The organism is Peribacillus sp. RS7, assembly GCF_041956845.1.
Classification (GTDB): domain Bacteria; phylum Bacillota; class Bacilli; order Bacillales; family DSM-1321; genus Peribacillus.
This window is the reverse complement of record NZ_CP168135.1, coordinates 2,789,506-2,809,573: the sequence shown is the minus strand read 5'-3', so window position 1 is coordinate 2,809,573 and position 20,068 is coordinate 2,789,506. Positions and strand designations below refer to the sequence as shown.

Sequence of the window (20,068 nt, the reverse complement as noted above, 5' to 3'; positions counted from 1 at the left end):
TGCCGACTGAAATCATTCTTTTAAACCCTTAATCACCTCATTTATTGGAATTCAATATATGAAACAAATCTTCCTCAGTAAGCATCGCATCTGGAAAATCACTTTCTATTAAAGAAGCTTGGTCAAATTCAGTTCCCCTGATTTCCATGAAGACATTACCAATAGCTTCTATTATTAAGTTCATCTTTTCTTCAGCTAATTTTGAGATTATTTTTATGAATAGTTTTCCGTCCTGGATCAATGCAAGGAAATGGAGTTTTGGTTTATTTTCAAACTCACCAAAGTCCCTGCTATTGGATGATTCAAATTGGGAGTCCAATCTTCCTAAATAATTAAAAGTAACGTGGATATCCTGCTCCTTAATGACCCCAGGGCGTAAATATTTAATAACGCCATAATCAAAACCTTTATTTGGAATTTCCCTTATAGCATTCTTCGTGTTTTTTAAAGTGTCATCAAACGTCTCTCCTGAATGCAGCAATATCGGATACATCGCAGTAAACCAGCCAACGGTCCGAGTAACATCCATTGTTTCATCCGCCATTTCCCTGCCATGCCCTTCTACTTCCATCCAGAAGTTCTTCACTTCAAAAGATTTTTTCAAACTCGTTGCAATTAATGACAACAATACTTCTTCCACAGTCGCTTTTGATTGCCTTGATAATTCCTGGATCAATAATTCAGTTTCTTCTTCACTGAATGATTTCTCCATCGTTCTTTCTTCTTTAGCTATAAAGTCTTCCGCTATCTTAAAATCCGTTATTTCACTTTTTGTTTTTTGTTCCCAATAACGGAGTGTTTCAGGGGCCATCAACGATTCATTGTATTTTTTCAAGAAGTTTGACCAGTCTTTGAATGATGAAGTTTTATAAGCAAGCTTCCCTTTTTGATTGTTTAATGCTTGATCATGGAGAGTATTGAAATCCTCAAGTAAAATTCTCCAGGAAACTGCATCAATCAATAAATGATGGATTACCCAAAAGAAGCGATACTTGTTTGATTGTTCTTTTAAAACAAGCATTTTCATGATCGGTCCATTACTTATGTCCAATGAACGTTGAGCCTTACTTTCCCATTCATCTCTCATTCTTATTCGCGTTTCCTCATCTAAATGATGTATATCCTTATAGACTAACTCCCATGTTTTGTGTTCTGAGTCTATATTTCCGATATATTTATTGCCATGTTTTTTAAATAGGGTTAACAATCCATCATGATGTTCCACGATATGAGATAGAATTTTTCCAATGTCCTCCATTTGAGCACAGTAATCTTTACTAAAAACAATGGACTGGTTCCAATGATTGATGGAAGTCGTGTGTTCTGCAAAGAACCATTCTTGGATCGGGGTCAGTTCCACATTCCCCCTAGTGGCTATAGGTTGAATCATGACATTATTTTCGGTTTTCGCGATAGCTGCCAGCTCTGCTACCGTTTGATTTTCAAAAATAGATTTTGGACTGATGATTATATTTTCCTGCCTTGCTAGTGAACATATTTGAATGCTCTGAATGGAATCGCCGCCAAGTTCAAAAAAGTTATCTCGGATACTTATGTCATCCAACCCTAAGACAGTCTTAAAAATCTGAAGAAGAACTTTGTCATTGACCGTCTCAGGTTCTTCCAATGTATTGCTTCTAGTTACGGGTACCGGAAGAAGCGCTGAATCAATTTTCCCATTTGCATTTAACGGAAATTTGTCCACTTGCATAAAGAATGAAGGAATCATGTAACTTGGTAATCTCTCTTTTAAAAATGCTTTTAAGTGGTCATGATCAACTTGTTGTTTGGATGTGAAATAAGCGATTATTTGTTTATTTAAGTTTGGCTGATCCTGAACCTTAATGAATGAGTCACTTACTTGCGGATACGCATTGAGATTAACCGAAATCTCATCAACTTCCACTCGGAAACCTCTTATTTTCACTTGATTATCTTTACGCCCCAGAAAAATCAACTCACCATCGCTCGTGAATTTTGCAAGGTCGCCGCTGCGATATAAACGCTTTCCAGCTTTAAAGGGATGTTCAATGAACTTTTCTTTTGTTAAATCATCATTATTCACATAGCCAACAGCTAACCCTTCACCACCAATATATATTTCCCCTGCGGCACCTATCGGGACAAGTCTTTGCTCCGGACTTAGTAAATAGACGTCAGTATTCAGGATAGGTTTGCCTATCGATACTTTATTATTAGCAGTCTCATTGTTTTCGAATGCTTTAAACATTTCAATCGTTGTCCAAACTGAATATTCCGTTGGACCGTAGGCATTATAAAAGTTTATATTTCGATAGCGATCCAGCAAAGCTATTGGACATTCAGATCCGGCTGAACCAACGAATTTCACATCGGATCCCTCAATATTAAGCTCTTGCAAAACTGCAGGCGGCAATACTAGGTGGGTTAACTTTTCACTTTTGATTTGATTTTCCAGAGCGAATAAATCAAACATTTCCTCCTTATTATTCCCGATGTGCAGCTCTGCACCATTTAATAAGCTTCCAAAAATCTCATAGATTGAAGCGTCAAAATTAAAAGTGGCAAATTGTAATACCTTAGAGGTCTCATCAAGTTGTAAGTACATGTTTTGACTTATTATTAAATTTACTACTCCTCTATGGGATATCATGACACCTTTAGGTTTTCCTGTTGTTCCCGAAGTATAAATTATGTAAGCCAGATCGGAAGGTGCAATTGATTCGTTACAGCACTCGGTATCCACGTAATGGACGGTTTCAAGATTAATCACTTTAGCTATTTGTTTTATGGCAGGAACCTCAACTTGATTCGTAATGCATATATCCATTTTCGAATCATTGATGATATATTCCAATCTTTCAGCTGGCAGCATAGGATCAAGCGGAACATATGCACATCCGGCTTTAATGATTCCCAACATGCCTATCACCATATCAATTGATCTGTCTATATGCAGGCCCACCTTATTGGAGCCATTTTCGATATTATTTCTAAGCAATTTAGCAATCACATTTGATCGTTGATCTAATTCCGAATAGGTAATGGACTTACCATTATCAGCAACGGCTAATTTGTTTGAATGCTTCTTAACGATTCTTTCGAATATGGAGGTGATCGTCTCATTTTGATGTGCATCCGAAACCTCACCTTGCCACTCAAATAACAATTGATTCATTTGCTTGTCATCTAAATGCTCCAAATGACGTATAGGTTTATTTGCATTTTTACAAATTTGGAATAACCATTTTTCAAAACTCAACATGAGTCTTTCAATTGTTTCCCGTCTAAAAAGTTCATCGGAATACTCAAACTCTAGGATTAGGTTATGGGAACCTTTTACTTTTATGGTCAGGTCATAATTTGAATAAGGAATTTCGAATTTGTCTTGTTCAAGAGTGAAGAATGAATTGCTAAAGTTCCCATCAAAGCTTTCTTCCATTGCCAATGCTGTTTGGAACAATGGGGAATGGCTGAGATCCCTGTCCGGATTAATGATTTCAACGATTTTTTCAAATGGAAAGGCCTGATGTTCCAATACATCCAAAATCACTTTACGATTTCGGTTCAATATTTCATGAAATGATTCTGTGGCATCCACGGTCAGCTTCAATGGCAGCGTATTGACAAAGCATCCAACTGTCCGGGCAAATTCTACCTGGCCGCGGTTTGCCACGGTACTCCCGACAATGATTTGATTCTTCCCGGTATACTGACTTAAAAACACTTGATAGGCGGTCATCATAAAAGCATATAAAGTCGTGCCATTCTCCTTTAAAATCCTGTCTATCCATACACGAAGTTCATCCGTTATCGCCATTTCCAGTCTTCCACCTGAGTATGAAGGTGATTTTGGACGTTGAAAGTCAAATGGAAGTTCCAATGCTTCTTCCTCTTGATCTAAATAACTGTCCCAAAACCTCCTTTGGCTTGGCGTACTATTCTTGACCCACTCCTTATGCCAGACAGCATAATCTAAATATTGCATGTCCAAAGGAGGAATATCCCCAACCCTGCCCGTTTGAATTCTTTCATAAATCTCCATTAACTCTTCGAAAAACGTGACAAACGATACTCCATCAAAAATGATATGGTGAAAATTGCATACTAAATAATGCTTTTCTTCGTCAATTCGAAATAGTTTCATATTAAATAAATGATCATTTTCCAGGTCGAAACACCTTTCCATTTCTTCAGTAAGATGGGAGGTGACCATTATATTACTGACTTCGGGATCTACTTCCCGACAGTCTTCATAGGCAATTATGTTTCTGCTTTTTTTTGATAAGAATTGAAGGATTTGATGTTCTTCACCCTTGAAATTGGTTCGCAAAGTTTCATGGCGTTCAATCATGAAATCTATTGCCTGTTGCAGGTCATCAATGTCCACTACGCCATTTAAAATGAATTTAAATGGCATATTATAGAGCATTTTCCTTTCATTCAGGCTGTCAAACAGATACATTCGATCTTGATTATGAGAAAGCATCCCTTCACTTTTCCCACGTTTATAAGGCTTATTTACCTCGACTTCCCTCATGCTGATAAGCATGTCCAGAAAACTTGCCAGCTTTTCTATATTCCATTGACTTGAAATGATTTCCGGTGTTAATTGAATACCAAACTCCCGCTTTATCGAAGACAAAAACTCATCTTTTTTTTCATTTGTGCTTAGTGGTTCATTCATGTCCTCCATTAGTGATATTTTAAAAGGTTCGATAACAATTGAAATCAAGTTTAATAGCCTATCTTCCGTTTCACTGATTATCCTGTTCATAGAAAAACACCACCTCAATTCTTTTCCATTCAACCTAACTTATTAATATCATCCAATTGTTTGATGAGTACGGATAGTTCCTTGATGGTTGATTGTTCGAACATCACTTTGATTGGTAATCTCACTCCCATGTTATTCTTCACCATTTGAATAAATTGCATGGCTAAAAGGGAATTCCCGCCTAAGTCAAAGAAGTTGGAATCTGTACCTATTGTTTCTTGTTCTAAAATCTCTTTCCAAAATCCTATAAGCTTTTCCTCAATTAACCTTTCCTTCACAGCAATAGTTGTTTCCATATATATCCCCCTCACTTAACTTTCATTTTTTCTAACATTTCGCTTAAGATTCGATTAAATATAGAAATGACTGATGACCTTAACTTTGGATTGACCGCTGCCTCATTAAACTTTATTTGAACACTTGAACCAGGGGTGATGATAATGACGATTGGATAATGGGTCGTTTCCCGTCCTTCTTTCAAACTCACATTGATTTCATCATTATTAGCTAGTAGCATGGGATAGTTTTCAAAAGCATATAATGAATCAAACAAATGATTCTCCAAATTAGCCCACTCATAAATCTCTGATAATGGTGTATTCTCATAGGCACTTAGTTCCAAAAACTCCTTTTGAACTTCATCGAGCAGTTCAATGCAAGTCTTTTCTTGGCTGATATGCTTTATAAATGGCACAGTATTGATAAATGGACCAACCATGGCCTCAATATTCCGGACTGGGATATTCCTGCCGGATGTCACTACGCCGCAGCATACATTTTCCGTACCTTTTACTTCTTTTAAAGTGGCTAGCCATATAGTTAGAAAGAAAGTATTGATGGTAATCTTGTATTCCTGACAGAATCGTTGAATCGTATCACTCAATTCCTCATCCAGTACTTTCAAGTAACCATTTTCAATGTATCCCTCGCCTTCCAACACTCCCGTTATACTAGATCCAGAATTTCGGGCACCTTCCAATTTCCCTGCCCAATATTCCCGCAGCTCCTTATTACTCGTATAATCTTTCATATATTCAACATACTCTTTAAATGAAGCACTACCGGATGATGATGGTGCTATTGAATGATAAGAATTAAGGATGTCATTAATAACCATCGAATAACTCCAGCCATCCATAATGATATGATGGAATGTCCATATTAAATGGTATTCATTGTCCGTAAGCTTAACGATCATGAAGCGATACAACCTATTGTTCTCGATATCTATGATCTTATATTGATCTGCTAACAACTTTTCCAGCTTTACTTGCTGATCCATTATTTCTTCATATTCAATCTCGGTATCCATGGAATCCATTAACAGTTGGAAGAATAACCCTTTTTTACTTGAATATAATTTCGTTTTTAAAATGTCATGTTTCCCTGCCGTTGTCACAATGGCATTCTTTAATTTTTCGACGTCCAGAAAACCTTTAATATCAAATATGAGTTGCACTTTATACTGGCTGCTCTCACTATCAAACAAGCTATGGTACAACATCCCTTTTTGCAAAGCAGTCAATTCATAAATATCAACAATTCCTGTTTCTTTGCGCAGTAGTTGGTTAAGTTCCTCTTTAGGCATATCCAACAATGGAAAGTCTTCCGAACGGTACATCTGTTTTACCGATTTTGTTTCTTCTTCCAATGTCCGTAACAATTCCGGCAAATTGCGTTGAATATATTTCTCAAAATCTTCTCTTACGAAATGTCTGTTATAGTTTATTTTTATAGTTTGCTCTTCGTTCATTACAAGCAATTCAATATCGACTTCATGCTCGGTATAGGAATTATGTTGAATATCTTGTTCACTAAAAAAGATGACCTCTTTTGCAGCCAATTCATTGCTTTGGTGAAATCTACCTAAATTATTAAAACTGATGATCGGCCTATTTCGTTTCATATGTGTCCCGCCACATAACTCTGTCAGGATTCCATACTCAATCCCTTTATTAGGCAATGTCCTTAACTTTTTCTTTGTACCTTGAATCGTGTTCGTAATGGTTTCTTTATCTTCTATATAAACCGGGCACATGGTCGTAAACCATCCTACTGTCCTGGACAAATCGACACCTGCAAATAATTCTTCACGACCATGTCCCTCCAAAGTGAAATGAATATCCTTTTTATTAAAATACTTCCCGATTAGCGTTGCGAAAATTGATAAATATATTTCATCGATAGATGCTTTATACGCTTTTGTCATTTCATTATAGATTTTGTTTGTAATCTCTTTATTCAGCTTCAATTCAAATGATTTTCCATCGTAAACATTCCCTGTTTTGACTAGGGCGTTTTCGTTTACTGCCTCATGTTCATTCAGCCAGTACTCTTTAATGCCTAAGGGAATGCTTTTTTTGTATTGGTTTAGATTATGCGCCCATTCCTTATATGCTGTCGTTTTTTTATCAAGTTTTAATTCTTGATCGTTGATATCCTGAATATATAGCCGGTCAAAATCTTCGATCAAGATTCTCCAGGAAACCCCATCAACAAGTAAATGATGAATGATCCAAATGATTACATGCTCATTTTGGCCAGTATTGATGCATTCAATTTTCATCAGTGGTCCGTTTGAAATGTTTATGCCCTGCTGTGCACCGTTCCCGAGTCTAGCTATTTCCCGTTCCTGTTTGTCCTTACTCATGTTTGATATATTTACATAATTCATAGTCCAATTTTCAGTCGGGTCGATATGCTCTTCCACTTTCGAGAATGCTTCATCTTTATTGAACCTTGATCTCAGCCCATCATGATGTCTAACGATATGAGCCATGATCTTTTGCAGTCGCTTCTCATTCAATTTCGGGTATCCCTTTAAAGTTACAGATTGATTCCAATGATTATAATTATTTATTTGTTGAGTGAAAAACCAACTTTGAATAGGTGTAAATGGCGCCTTTCCAATAACCTCAGACTGATTTATCGTTAAATCGCCCGTCAATTCCACAACCTTTGCCAGCTCTTCGATACTTTGTTTTTCAAAGATGTTTTTTGAAGTAATGAAAAGATTCTCTTTCTTGGCAAGTGAACAAATTTGAATGCTTAGGATGGAGTCTCCTCCACATTCGAAAAAGTTATCAAAGATGGTTATTTCCTGATTATTCAGCACCTCTTTCCATATCTTTAACAATTTTTGTTCCGTTCCATTAATGACACTTTTATTTTTGGTTCCTTCCGTGTTCGTTTTTGTATCCGGCAGGCTCTTCATGTCGACTTTGCCGTTAACGGTTAGCGGAAATGACTCCATTTTAATGAAATAAGAAGGAATCATATATTGGGGAAGATGATTCTTCATATTATCCCGGATATAATTTTCTTCCAGGTCATTGTCGGAGATATAATAAGCAATGATGAATTTCTTTGCCTTAGATTCATCTTTTATCGCTATAAAGCAATCCTTTATACCTGTGCATTTATTTAGAACGGCACTTATCTCGCCAAGTTCGATACGATATCCCCTGATTTTCACTTGGTCATCCGCTCTGCCTGCAAATAGTAAATTTCCATCCTCGGTATACTTAACTAAATCTCCAGTTTTATATAGTTTCTTTGAAGGATTGAACGGATTTGGAATGAAACTATCAACGTTTTTCTCCGGATTATTTATATACCCTCTTGCAATGCCTTTTCCGCCGATATACAGCTCGCCTATTTGACCCTTAGGAGTGGGCTTCATCCTGGAATTGAACACATACGCTTCTGCATTTAAGATTGGCTTTCCAATCGGGATCACTGTATCATCACTTGGAAGTACCTTATATGCTGTCGAAACGACAGTGCCCTCAGTTGGCCCGTAATTATTATATAAATCAAAATTCAAATGATTGGGTATCGTTTTTAAACGATCTCCCCCTGTCAAGATGGCTCTGATTGATTCTGGAAATTTCATATCGTTGATAAATAATTGCTCGAGCAGTCCCGTTGAAAAAAACGCGAGTGTGACTTTCTCCTTTTCTAACTTCTCCGAAAGGATGTCTACATCCAATAAATCATAGTAATCCAATATCACGAGTTTATTCCCATTTGTCAGATAAGGGAATATCTCCCAAACAGAAGCGTCAAAAGATGTATTCGAAACTAGTAAAGCAGCATCTTTTCCATCGACAGAATAATAATGGATATGCCAATTACAGAGGTTAGCCAACCCTCCATGTTCAATCATGACCCCTTTAGGTTTTCCCGTTGTTCCTGAAGTGTAGATGATATAGGCCAGATCACTTTCCGATATCTTTCTTGAAACGAATTCTTCGCATTCAATTTCTCGTTCTTTTAGTATGTCTTCGATACATATTAGTTTTCCTTCATCACCGGGATACATTGAAAGTCCTTCTTCATTACTTAAACAATATGTGATTTGAGAATCCTCAATCATATGTTTCAGCCGTGACTCTGGTTGTGACGGGTCCAAAGGCACATATGCCGCCCCAACTTTCATAATGGCTAAAATGGCCGTAACCATATTGATCGATCGATCCATAAAAACCCCAATTCTATCTTCTACATTTACATGGTTTCGGAATAATCGGTGCGCCACCTGATTTGCCTGGGCATTTAACTCGCTATACGTCACTTGGTCATCACCATGAACAATGGCAACATCACTGAAATTTGTACTTACTTTATTCTCAAACCTAGTTATTACATCTTCAAAACGCTGATCTTCCACTTCTTGATTTACATTGCCTGTACCCATTTCGATTATTGATCGTAACTGTGCAGGCTCTAAGTAGGTGATGTCCTTTATCTTCTTGCTTTCCTCGGTTGTAATCTCTTGCAGCCAATACTGAAAGTTACTAGCCATTCTTTGAATCGTCGCTTTATTAAATAATGATTTGTTGAATTCAAACGAAATGAATAATTCATCCCCATCCATTTCTTCTGCCTGAACAACTAAATCAAATTTAGCTTTAAAGGTATTTATTTTTTTCGGCTTTAACGTGAAATTTCTATATGCCAGCTTTTCTTTTTGGTTATTTTGCAGGACAAATACTGTATCGAACAATGGCGTATTTTCCATGGTTCTTTCTGCCGATAAATATTTCAATATTTCCTTAGTAGGTAAATTTTGATGGTCAAAAACACCTGCAATATTTTTTATATTTTTCCGCAAAATTCCTTCAAATGAATCTTCCTGGGATACATTTAATTTAAAGGGCAATGTGTTGACGAAATATCCTATCAATTGTTCAGTATCCACATGGTTTCTCTTTGCCAAAGGACTTCCGACGACAACTTCCTCTTCATCAAAGTACACCGATAAAAAGGTTTGATAGGCGGTAAGCAAACTCATGAACAAAGTAGATTTCGTTTTTTTTTGAAGACTTTCCAGGTTGTTTTGAATTTCTTTAGGTAACAAAAAGCTGATAATATCGGATGGGCTTTTCCCTTCTCCGGTTTTTTGATGATCATATTGTAAAAAGGACTTTTGCCGTAATGCAGTTATTTCATTACTCCAGAACTCATTATCCTTACCACTTACATAATTTGGCGAGTTTTTTTGCCATAAAGCATAATCTCCATATTGGATTGATTGGTTATCTCTATCATTTCGTTCGCCATTCTCGATTTCCTCATAAATGGAAAACCAATCATTGATCATTAATGGAATCGACCAACCATCAAAAATAATATGGTTGATGTTACATAATAATTGATATTCACATTCATTTGTCTTCACTAGCGCCATCGATAAGAGGGGACCATTTCCTAAATCAAATTGCCGTTCCGTTTCTTCCTTCACCAAGTGATTTATTTTTTCTTCCTGCAAGTCTAAAGGAATATCCGAAACATCGAAATAGTTAATATAATGATGAATCGACTCATCGAAAGCCAAGATGCCCATTCCAGCTTCTTCTCTAATGACACTTTTTAAAATTTGATGTTTATTGCTTAGCTTATCTAAAGATAGTTCCAGATTTCCTTCATTCACTTCACCTGATATTTCATACGAAAAAACTATGTTATATAACGATTTGTCTACATTGGTTTGGTGAATGAACCACAAATTTTCTTGTTCATATGTTAAAGGGTATGTATTTCTGCCATTAATATTGATCGGTGTATAATCTTGCTTTACCTCTTCTTTTTGACGAGTTTCTATGACTCGGGATAATTTCATAATCGTATCGTTCTCCAATAAAACTGAAGGAGCAATTTCAATTTGAAATTGCTTTTTAATAGTGACAATTAATCTCATTATCGATAATGAGTTCATTCCACATTCAAGTAGGGACTGATTATTTTTTATAACCCCATTGCCTATGATGCTAACAACCAATTCTCTTACTTTTTCACTAATTGTTTCATCCACTGGACTCTCGATATTCGATGGAGCTTCACAGTCTTTTATGACGAATTTAGGTAATAGGGATTTATCCAGTTTGCCATTTACCGTTAGGGGGATGTTGTCCACCTTGATAAAAAAGCTTGGTATCATATAAGCTGGCAATGAGCTTTTTACACTTTCCCTCAAATAATCAGCAGCTAATTCTTCATCAGCAACATAGTATAAAAATAAATGCATATCATCATTAAACCCTTTATCCATCGTAACGACTGCATTCTTGATGTTTTTCAAATCATTATACGAGCTCTCTATTTCCCCTAATTCAATCCTGAAACCTCTTAACTGCACTTGCTCATCATTCCTGGCGATATATTGCAGATCACCATCATCCAAAACTTTCACTACATCCCCTGACTTATAGTAGCGAACATTATCAATATCCGTAAATTTCACCTTATTCATCATGGTATTTTTATAGTAGCCTAGCGAAACACCTTTTCCTGAAACGTATAACTCGCCCTCTTCATCTCCAGTTACTTCTTCTCCATGTTGATTCATCACCTTGAACCCAAGATGAGGCAAGACTTTTCCGATATTCGTAATTCCTTTTTCCACATCACTCTTAGCGATTTCTTTGTATGTTACATGAACGGTGGTTTCAGTTATTCCGTACATATTTATTAGCTTTGGCAGCCTGCCATTTTCGGGCGAAAACCACTGCGTCAATTTCTTGAAGTTTAATGCTTCCCCTCCAAAAATGATGTATCTTAAACTTAATTCATTTTGTCGGTTTATGAGTTCACCAATCACCTCGAAGAAAGCGCTTGGTGTACAATTGAAAACGGTTGTTTGTGTATTTATTAATAAATCAACAAAGGATATTGGATTTCTGCTTTCCTCAAATGAAACCACTACAACTTCTCCGCCATATATCCAAGCCCCCCACATCTCCCAGACGGAGAAATCAAATGCGTAGGAATGGAAAAATGTCCATATATCTTTATTATTAAACTCGAACAAACCGTCGCAGCCTAAAAACAAGTTCATGACATTTTCATGTGAAACGCAAACTCCTTTAGGCTTTCCTGTAGAGCCCGATGTGAAAATAATATAGGCTGGATCCTCTGGATCAATTAAGGTATGGAAATTCTCACCTGTCATATCATTTGAATTCTCTATCACTTCATCGAGGGTTACATAATTGCAATCAATGCCGCTAATCCGGCCTTTATCCCCAATCAATAACTTCAATTCTGAATTCTTTATTATATGCTTTACTCTTTCATCAGGACTTTTAGGGTCGATAGGTACATAGGTAGCCCCCAATTTAAGGAGTGCTATGATTAAAAATAAAACATGCTCCGACTTTTCAATATAGATTCCGACATTATCTCCTTTATTTATCCCTTTGTCCTTTATGTACAGCGCCATTTTATTTGCCAAGATATTCGTTTCTTTATATGTAAATTGCATATCCTTATTTCTTACTGCAATATTGTCTCCATATTCCCTAACACTTTCTTCAAATAGATTCGCTAAAGAATTCATCTTCATCATTTTCCCCCATTATTTTAAATATGTGCCTGATGCAACTGTCAGCATATGAAAAACTAAAGAAATTAAAGCTATTACAATCGTTATGATTATTGCATTTCTTCTCTTGACGAGCGCCAACTTTTCCAAACTAAAACTGAATAGTATTAAACTGACAATGTAAAATAATTCAAACTCGGCCATGAAGGTGTGAAGGATGGAACTTTTATCATGCACCAGTAAGGATAAACTAGTAAATGTCGTTTCCTTGCTCTTAACCAATAATGCAATTATGGCATTAACACCAGATCCAATTACGATGCATATCCCAGCATTTATGACAGCTTGGCAAATTCCTTTAATATTTACCGGTCTTTCTTTTAAAACTAAGAATAATAGGCACACAATTAATATTTGAATGATGAAAGTAACCAATAACCCTAGAGCCCCCATTATAATTGTGTTAATGGCAAAACTCATGGCTCCGATTTCTGAAATGGACATGCCATTTAATACATTCATTCCTTTTTGATCCGCAGAATATAACAAAAGCGTCGTTTCTATACCTGCGATTAAACTGAGTAGTAATAACGAAAATATTAACTTATGAACTCTATCCTCTTTTTTAAAAAGATATTGTACTAATTTATTATTGTTTTTAAATTCAGCATTTGCTTCCATTTTTAATTCCATTGGTATTCCCCCTCAATTATTTTCGTAGAATTTATTGGAAAGGTAACGCTTCTTATTTCATCATTCACGAGTACAACCGTTGATTTGTACTGGGGAAAATTTCTATAGAAAAGTGAGATGCTATCATGATTCATTTCAACCTTGGAAACCTCATAGATTTCAAGTGGAGAGGTCAATCCTGTTTTTAGTATTTTTGATAGACTTTCTTTTGCACTAAAGAAAATTTCCTTACTTAAAAGACCTTCACTTTCCTTAATCATTTTTTTCTCAGATTCCGTTAAATAGGTCTCTAAAAATTCAGAATCAGTTTTCGTTTTAGTTTCAATATCGATTCCCATTGGATGCAGTTGATCAAAAATCAATATTCCGAATGTTTTATCCGTATGAGTGATGGATATACCTATGTTCATGTTCATTAATAAGAACAAGTTATTAACAATAATCGGCTGTCCAAAGACTCCTTTCAACAGTGATACATTCTTTATTTCATCCAAACCTATATCTAAAAACTCCATAATTGCTTTTTTTCCAAAGTACAAACTTTTCTTTGCTTCGATGGTTCTTTTGCCATTTTGCAAATTAAGATAATTCCATTCCTTTTCGTTGAAAATATCATCAATATAGTCCAAATTGACTGAATCCGCTTCATAAAACTTGATGTAAGATTTATAAATTTTTTTCTTATTCATAAAATATTCAATCAATTATAATTTCCCTCCCCTCTTTTTTTTGGAATTCCGCATTTTTTCTCCATTTTTTTCCTCAAAAATTTCTTTTTTTAAACAATTATTTCATTTATTAGGTTAATTATTACCTATTATCATTATCGATAACACTTTATCACAACAATTTTGCCGAGTCCATTAAAAATTTGTAAATTATCTACATTACATAATAACTTTACCAATTTTTATTACTTTTCCTTCTTAGTAGTATTTTCATAGGGAATTTAGTATGAAACACTTTAAAAAGTGTGTATGAAATGAATAAATTTTCTAATTAAAAAAACCATATTTTATTTTTCACTATAATTTGTGAAAAATAAAATATGGTTTTCATACTGTTCGATCATTTTGGTTGTTTCGTGAAAATGTGCATTGCCTTTTTTAATATCTCATTCTCTTCCTGTAAATCTTTAATTATTTTATCCTTTTCTTCTTTTAGACTGAGACCTGAAAAACCAATACTGGAGTCCGCCTGTCCCTCTTCATTTGTTTCTTTATAGATATTGACCCAATTTCTTAATGTAGGTGTCGAGATATTAAGTTCTTCGGCCAATTCCCTAGGTTTTCTGCCTTCTTCCAATACTAATCGAGCAGCATAAATTTTAAAATCTCTATCATGGTGCTTCCCCATAATAAGACACTCCTTTATTAAATTTATTTAGTGCCGATTTTCTGTACTTTCTTTATATACTTTTCTAATATAACGACTTTCATATATTATATTTCAACCTATTAATCAAAACGGAATTGATCGCTATTACGATCATTAATATTATGAGGGCTCCCATCAGGGGTTGGACACTGAACCAAACCAAGCCAAAATGAATGGCTGTAACCATGATTAATAATGGCAATCCATAAAGCAGGCTTATTAATACATTGGGGTTTGATTTAATGGCAGCAGATGGATTCTCCCATTCTATACTTGGATTTTTCATATCATATAATGGTGTTAGAAGATTATAGCAAACCACTAAACAAGAAGTTATTAATAACATGACTGCATTTTCCATTTCCCAATAGCCAAAAAGTGCAAATATCATAAAGCTGATCAATACGGCTATAATTCCTATTATTGATGAAAATATCACTTTAGAAAAATAAACATATTTTTCATCAAAAGGGGCACTTTTCAGTAAATAATGATATTTCCCTTCTCTTGAATATGGGGTTCCACTTATATTATTAATACAACACAAGAAAAGGACCGAATATGAAAAGTACTTATCAAAGACTCCCTCTTTCGTTATATTCAAATAATTCGGGAACACTTCATTCTGAATCAGCAATAACATGACAAGTGAAAAGACCGGCGGCAATAAAAGACCTAAAGCGATTTGCATCTTAAAATATGCTTCAGACTTAATGATCCATATCTCTCTTTGTAAATAGTTACTCCATTGATTTTTTGATATATTAACCTTTGAGTTTTTCATATTCGCTTTGTTATTTCCCAATAACCCGTTTTTGAAATAATTAACGGAAATGTTTTCTATAATAAATGAATACAATAGGAAACCAATTACTAGTATCGAAATATAAATCATAATAAATTGAACTGTTATTTCATTTGATACAAAAGCATCCAGTATCCACTTAATCACTGGAATCATATTTGCGGTTTCAAACATATGTCTCATTATGAATTCCAACGAGTTTTTTAGACCTTCAATAGAATTCAAATCTATTTCCGAGATGACCTTTGATATGGCAATCGATGATTTTCCAGTAAAATATACAATGGAAATAATCGCAAGCATGAGAATGACAGCAATGTTCACCAGTAAGTATGCTACTTTATTTTTGAATCTATAATAATACCTATTAATGCACGATAAGATAAAAAGCAGGAGCAAAGCCGTTAAACCATTGACAATCGGTAAAAATATGAATAATTTAAACGCTTCCATAAACTTTAGATCGACTATCAAGAAGCCTATTGTTGGCACCTGGATTACCATTGATAAGATGGTGGGGACCCATAAGCTACTTAACACCTTAGCCCTTGATATTTCTTTATAGGTGAGTGGCAGAGGCGCCAATACTTTAAATTCATAATACGCAAATATTTGTGATGTTGACAAATAGCAAACCAATGCAAAGACGAGAATGCTAGAAGTCGTTACATTATAAAACAGGAAGACCTCGGTATCTCCAAGGAAATAAACAAAGGCGTTTACGACAGTCAACTGCAAAAACATATAAAAAACGGCTATTATCAGTACAGCCTGCAACATTGTCTGCTTGGGCATTTTATAGAAGGAAGAAATGAAAAATCTAGTTAACTGAAGTTTTTCCTTCATATACCTGAGCCTCCATAAAGGTAGATTCTAATGAACTTTCACCTATTATATTTTGTATTTCATCATGCAGGATGATTTTCCCCTCTTTTAAAATAGCCACTGTATTACAAATTTTCTCTGCCACATCCAGCAGATGCGTCGAGAAAAACACTGTACCGCCCGTTTCAACATATTGTTTGATTAACCCCTTAAAAACTAAAACGGCGTTTGGATCTAATCCATTTAACGGTTCATCCATAATGATGATCGGGGGATTAATGGTAAAAGCCGCTATCAGGGATACCTTATGCATCATTCCATAGGAATAACTTCCCATTGGCTTTTTAATGGACTCCTGCATCCCAAACCGATTGATATATTTCCCCAAACGTTCTTTGTCATCATTTCCATATAGGTTCATCAAGAAACGAATCCAATCAAATCCCGAAACATTGTTAAAAACATTGATAGTATCAGGGATGAAGAAAAATTGTTTTTTATATTCTTTGCCGTCTTCTTTGGTCAGGCCATTTATTTCAACCCTTCCATTTTCAGAATCTAAAATCCCCGTAATAATGTTCAGCGTCGTGGTTTTCCCTGCACCATTTGCCCCAATAAAACCTAAGATTTCCCCTTTTTTGATTTCTAGATTTACGCCATTCAAAATCTTCTTGGCCGAGTAGCTTTTCTCTAAATCTGTGATGCTTAACAAAGTTATCATCCTCCCATCACTTCATGATTAACACATTTCCATCCCCAACTTACTCGTTATTGAACTTCTTTTTTAAAATCCATATGTTCGTTACCAATATCGTTACTGCCGTTAACGCAAGTGCCGCTATTGCACCCCAAATCGCCTGTGAATTGACTGTGCCTAAAATCAGTACTTCCATGGCATGTTTACTCATGCTTGCCGGATTCACATTGTCTATAACCGGACTTAATCCAACTATGATTCTACAGCCGAGGAGAAATACTATCGAAATTAATGCAATAATACCCTGACTATTAAAAATGGTACTGATCATCGTCGTGAATGAAACGATAAATAGGATCCACAGCAGATAGAACAGCAAAGCCACTACTAAATTCCCAAAATCAACACTCGTAAACAAAAAAACTACATACAGATATGAAACCAAATATCCCAATGCTACACTGCATGCAACAAACAGATAATTGGAAATGATTTTCCCGCTTATATAAGATCCAACCGTCACTGGCCTTGTAAGAATGAAAGCCAGCATTCCATTTGCTTTATCGGATTGTACGACTCCCATCATGGAAACGATGATGATCATGACCCCTAGCTGATCGAATTGAGACCCTAAGGTACTAGCAAGAACTTCGCCGCCTTTTTGGGCAGCCATGCTTGGATCAATGGTGATCCCTTGGCCCCCGCCCAGTGCCTCTAATATTGAAGGTAAATAATAGCTTACGACGGGTTGAGTTATTCCTAAAAATATAAATACAAGCGGCAGCCAAATCACTTTATATTCACGTAACATCTGAACAAATTCCTTTTTAGCTAAAACGGCAAAATTATTCATTTTTCCACCACCAATTTTAAGAATATCTCTTCCAGTGTATCGTTATCTATTTCGAACCTTACAAGATCAACATTATGCTCCAAAGCATTCGCCAGTAACATATTCTTGTTTGACTCAATATTTTCCACTTCTATTTTCAATTTATTTCCCATTACCTCTACACCTTTGACAAAGTTCAAGCTTTTAACGTTTTCAATCCATTTTTGACTTTTAGAGGTTATGTCGACATTGATTTTATTTCCGCTATTCCTGTTTATTAATTCCGACATTGTTGTGTCCTCAATTTTTTTACCACTTTTTATAATGACAAACCTCTCACATATTTCTTCTGCATCGCTTAATATATGCGTCGATAATAAAATTGTCGTATCTTTCTTTATCTCTTTTATGATGTTTAACACTTCTCTCCGGCCGATTGGATCCAATGCAGAAACCGGTTCATCCATGACAATCAATGCTGGTTTATGTAACAGCGCCTGTGCAATTCCAAGCCTTTGTTTCATTCCGCCAGAAAAAGTCCGCACCTTGGAATTCTCTTCCCCGCTCAACCCCACTTTCGACAATATCTCTGGAATGCCGCTTAATAATTCTTCCCTCTTGATACCTGAGAGCTGCCCCATGAAAGTGAGGGTTTCTTTGGCAGTCATCCATTGAAAGAAGTTTGGGTATTGTGGTAAATAGCCTATTTCCTTTTTCATTTTTGAAATTTTCTTACCATCAAGCAATACTTCTCCCATACTTGGATCTATAATATCTGAAATCACTTTTATTAGTGTCGATTTACCAGCCCCATTTGGCCCTATCAATCCAACACATTCCCCTGATTGCAGTTCCATTGAAAAATTATTGACCGCTGTTTTTTCTTTGAATTTTTTTGTAACATTTTTAATCTCTAATTTCATATTCTTTCACTGTCCTTTCTACCAATAACGAAGTACAGAATTGGACCGATAGTATTTGCAAAAATAATGATGAGTGTCCACAATAAAACATTTTTCCTCGTCTTTCGATTTCTGTATAAATCAATTAATGCTATAAGCACTAAAATCATTCCAATAGCAATTACCGGTAAAATAATCGGCAGAATAGACATGAAATCAATATCTTTCAATTCGTTCCATCCATAATGCAATTCCATATATACCACTCCTTTGAAAACGAAATATTATTATCATTATCGATAATGATAACATGAAAAATGGAATTTTGCACCTATTTTTTTCTTTAATAAAATATTGTTTTAGTTTTTATTGTTATTTATAATGATAATATTATCACAATGAATAATAATAAAAATATAGTGTTATTTATTAAATTTTTTTCATGAAGACATTATTTTTTTACACTTATTTGAAAAGGCTTATTATTTACTTCGAAAAAATATTTCTGTACTATTATTTTTCAAACCGTGTCATTTTTATAAATGAAAATGATTCAAACATTACAATATATGATGAATTAAACTTATTATTCATGGTCAACATTAAAATTGATTGAAACTTATCCAGTTATAATTTCCAATGTGAGGAGAATAAGATGATTAATAAAGCTGAAATTTTAATGCATCCTGTAAGAATAAAGATTACCCAAGCTTTAATGAGAAACAGGGAAAATGGCTTAACACCATTGGAAATGTTAAAAGTCATTAAAGATGTACCCCAAGCAACATTATATAGACATATACAGGTTCTGTTGGATTCAGGGGTCATTCGCATTGTAAAAGAGAAAAAGGTGAGATCCGTTTCCGAAAAATACTATGTTTTAAATGAAGAAGAAGCGCGACTTAGCGGGGAAGAATGGAAAAAATCTTCTAATGAGAAAAAGGTGAATTATTTTTCTTATTATCAATTATCCCTTATGACTCAATATCAAAACTATCTTAATAAATTAGAAGAAAGAGACTGCGCAGAGGATGGTTCAACCTTTTCCCTTTTAGAACTAAAGCTTGATGATGAAAGCTTTATTAACTTCCAAAATGAATTGAACGATTTAATGTTAAAATACTACAAAGCTACGAATCAAAGTGCTAAACAAGACTCTCCTATTCGAACAATCGGCGTTACAATTATTCCAGAATCATAAAAAATGAAAAAGCTGTTCCAAAACCATGGACTCAAGAACGGTGAGAATAGTATCTATATATTCAACCAATCAGGTTGCAGTCTCCGTTTTGAAACAGCCATTCATTATGGAAGAAACTCTAAAATGGGCTTACCACCCTTTTTTTTGGGCAGGTC

General features: G+C 35.1%; 12 protein-coding genes. 1 reads left to right on the top strand and 11 read right to left on the bottom strand.

The window, feature by feature from the left end; genetic code table 11:
- Positions 1 to 37: 37 nt before the first annotated feature.
- The 11 genes from ACDZ29_RS14135 to ACDZ29_RS14085 all read right to left on the bottom strand — a co-directional run bounded on the left by ACDZ29_RS14135 (position 38) and on the right by ACDZ29_RS14085 (position 18,969).
- The gene (locus ACDZ29_RS14135) at positions 38 to 4,756 is read right to left on the bottom strand and encodes an amino acid adenylation domain-containing protein (protein ID WP_375087975.1); all 4,719 of its coding nucleotides are present in this window, start codon (positions 4,754 to 4,756) and stop codon (positions 38 to 40) included.
- Positions 4,757 to 4,785: 29 nt separating this feature from the next.
- Positions 4,786 to 5,052 carry a phosphopantetheine-binding protein gene (locus ACDZ29_RS14130; protein WP_375087974.1) on the bottom strand — a complete coding sequence of 89 codons (267 nt, stop codon included), beginning with the start codon at positions 5,050 to 5,052 and terminating at the stop codon, positions 4,786 to 4,788.
- An 11-nt stretch (positions 5,053 to 5,063) separates the two neighbouring features.
- On the bottom strand, positions 5,064 to 12,602 hold the full coding sequence (locus ACDZ29_RS14125) for an amino acid adenylation domain-containing protein (RefSeq protein ID WP_375091075.1): 7,539 nt from the start codon (positions 12,600 to 12,602) through the stop codon (positions 5,064 to 5,066).
- Between the two features lie 12 nt (positions 12,603 to 12,614).
- A complete protein-coding gene (locus ACDZ29_RS14120) occupies positions 12,615 to 13,274 on the bottom strand; it encodes a hypothetical protein (protein ID WP_375091074.1) in 660 nt (219 codons plus the stop codon).
- The gene (locus ACDZ29_RS14115) at positions 13,265 to 13,963 is read right to left on the bottom strand and encodes a 4'-phosphopantetheinyl transferase family protein (RefSeq protein WP_375091073.1); all 699 of its coding nucleotides are present in this window, start codon (positions 13,961 to 13,963) and stop codon (positions 13,265 to 13,267) included. Before ACDZ29_RS14115 ends, ACDZ29_RS14120 begins: the two co-directional genes overlap by 10 nt.
- 379 nt (positions 13,964 to 14,342) lie before the next feature.
- Entirely contained in the window at positions 14,343 to 14,630 is a 288-nt protein-coding gene (locus ACDZ29_RS14110) for a transposase (protein ID WP_230300411.1), read from the bottom strand.
- A 79-nt stretch (positions 14,631 to 14,709) separates the two neighbouring features.
- Positions 14,710 to 16,302, bottom strand: a complete 1,593-nt coding sequence (locus tag ACDZ29_RS14105) for a hypothetical protein (RefSeq protein WP_375091072.1) — start codon at positions 16,300 to 16,302, stop codon at positions 14,710 to 14,712.
- Positions 16,277 to 16,993, bottom strand: a complete 717-nt coding sequence (locus tag ACDZ29_RS14100; protein WP_375091071.1) for an ABC transporter ATP-binding protein — start codon at positions 16,991 to 16,993, stop codon at positions 16,277 to 16,279. The genes ACDZ29_RS14105 and ACDZ29_RS14100 overlap by 26 nt, the downstream gene beginning before the upstream one ends.
- A 49-nt stretch (positions 16,994 to 17,042) precedes the next feature.
- Entirely contained in the window at positions 17,043 to 17,831 is a 789-nt protein-coding gene (locus ACDZ29_RS14095; RefSeq protein WP_375091070.1) for an ABC transporter permease, read from the bottom strand.
- Complete coding sequence (locus ACDZ29_RS14090; protein WP_375091069.1) at positions 17,828 to 18,733, bottom strand: ATP-binding cassette domain-containing protein; 906 nt, start codon at positions 18,731 to 18,733, stop codon at positions 17,828 to 17,830. The genes ACDZ29_RS14095 and ACDZ29_RS14090 overlap by 4 nt, the downstream gene beginning before the upstream one ends.
- The gene (locus tag ACDZ29_RS14085) at positions 18,730 to 18,969 is read right to left on the bottom strand and encodes a PLD nuclease N-terminal domain-containing protein (protein ID WP_034305547.1); all 240 of its coding nucleotides are present in this window, start codon (positions 18,967 to 18,969) and stop codon (positions 18,730 to 18,732) included. Before ACDZ29_RS14085 ends, ACDZ29_RS14090 begins: the two co-directional genes overlap by 4 nt.
- 398 nt (positions 18,970 to 19,367) lie before the next feature.
- On the opposite strand from ACDZ29_RS14085, the gene ACDZ29_RS14080 reads away from it, so the two are divergent.
- Positions 19,368 to 19,913, top strand: a complete 546-nt coding sequence (locus ACDZ29_RS14080) for a helix-turn-helix domain-containing protein (RefSeq protein WP_289323706.1) — start codon at positions 19,368 to 19,370, stop codon at positions 19,911 to 19,913.
- Positions 19,914 to 20,068 lie beyond the last annotated feature (155 nt).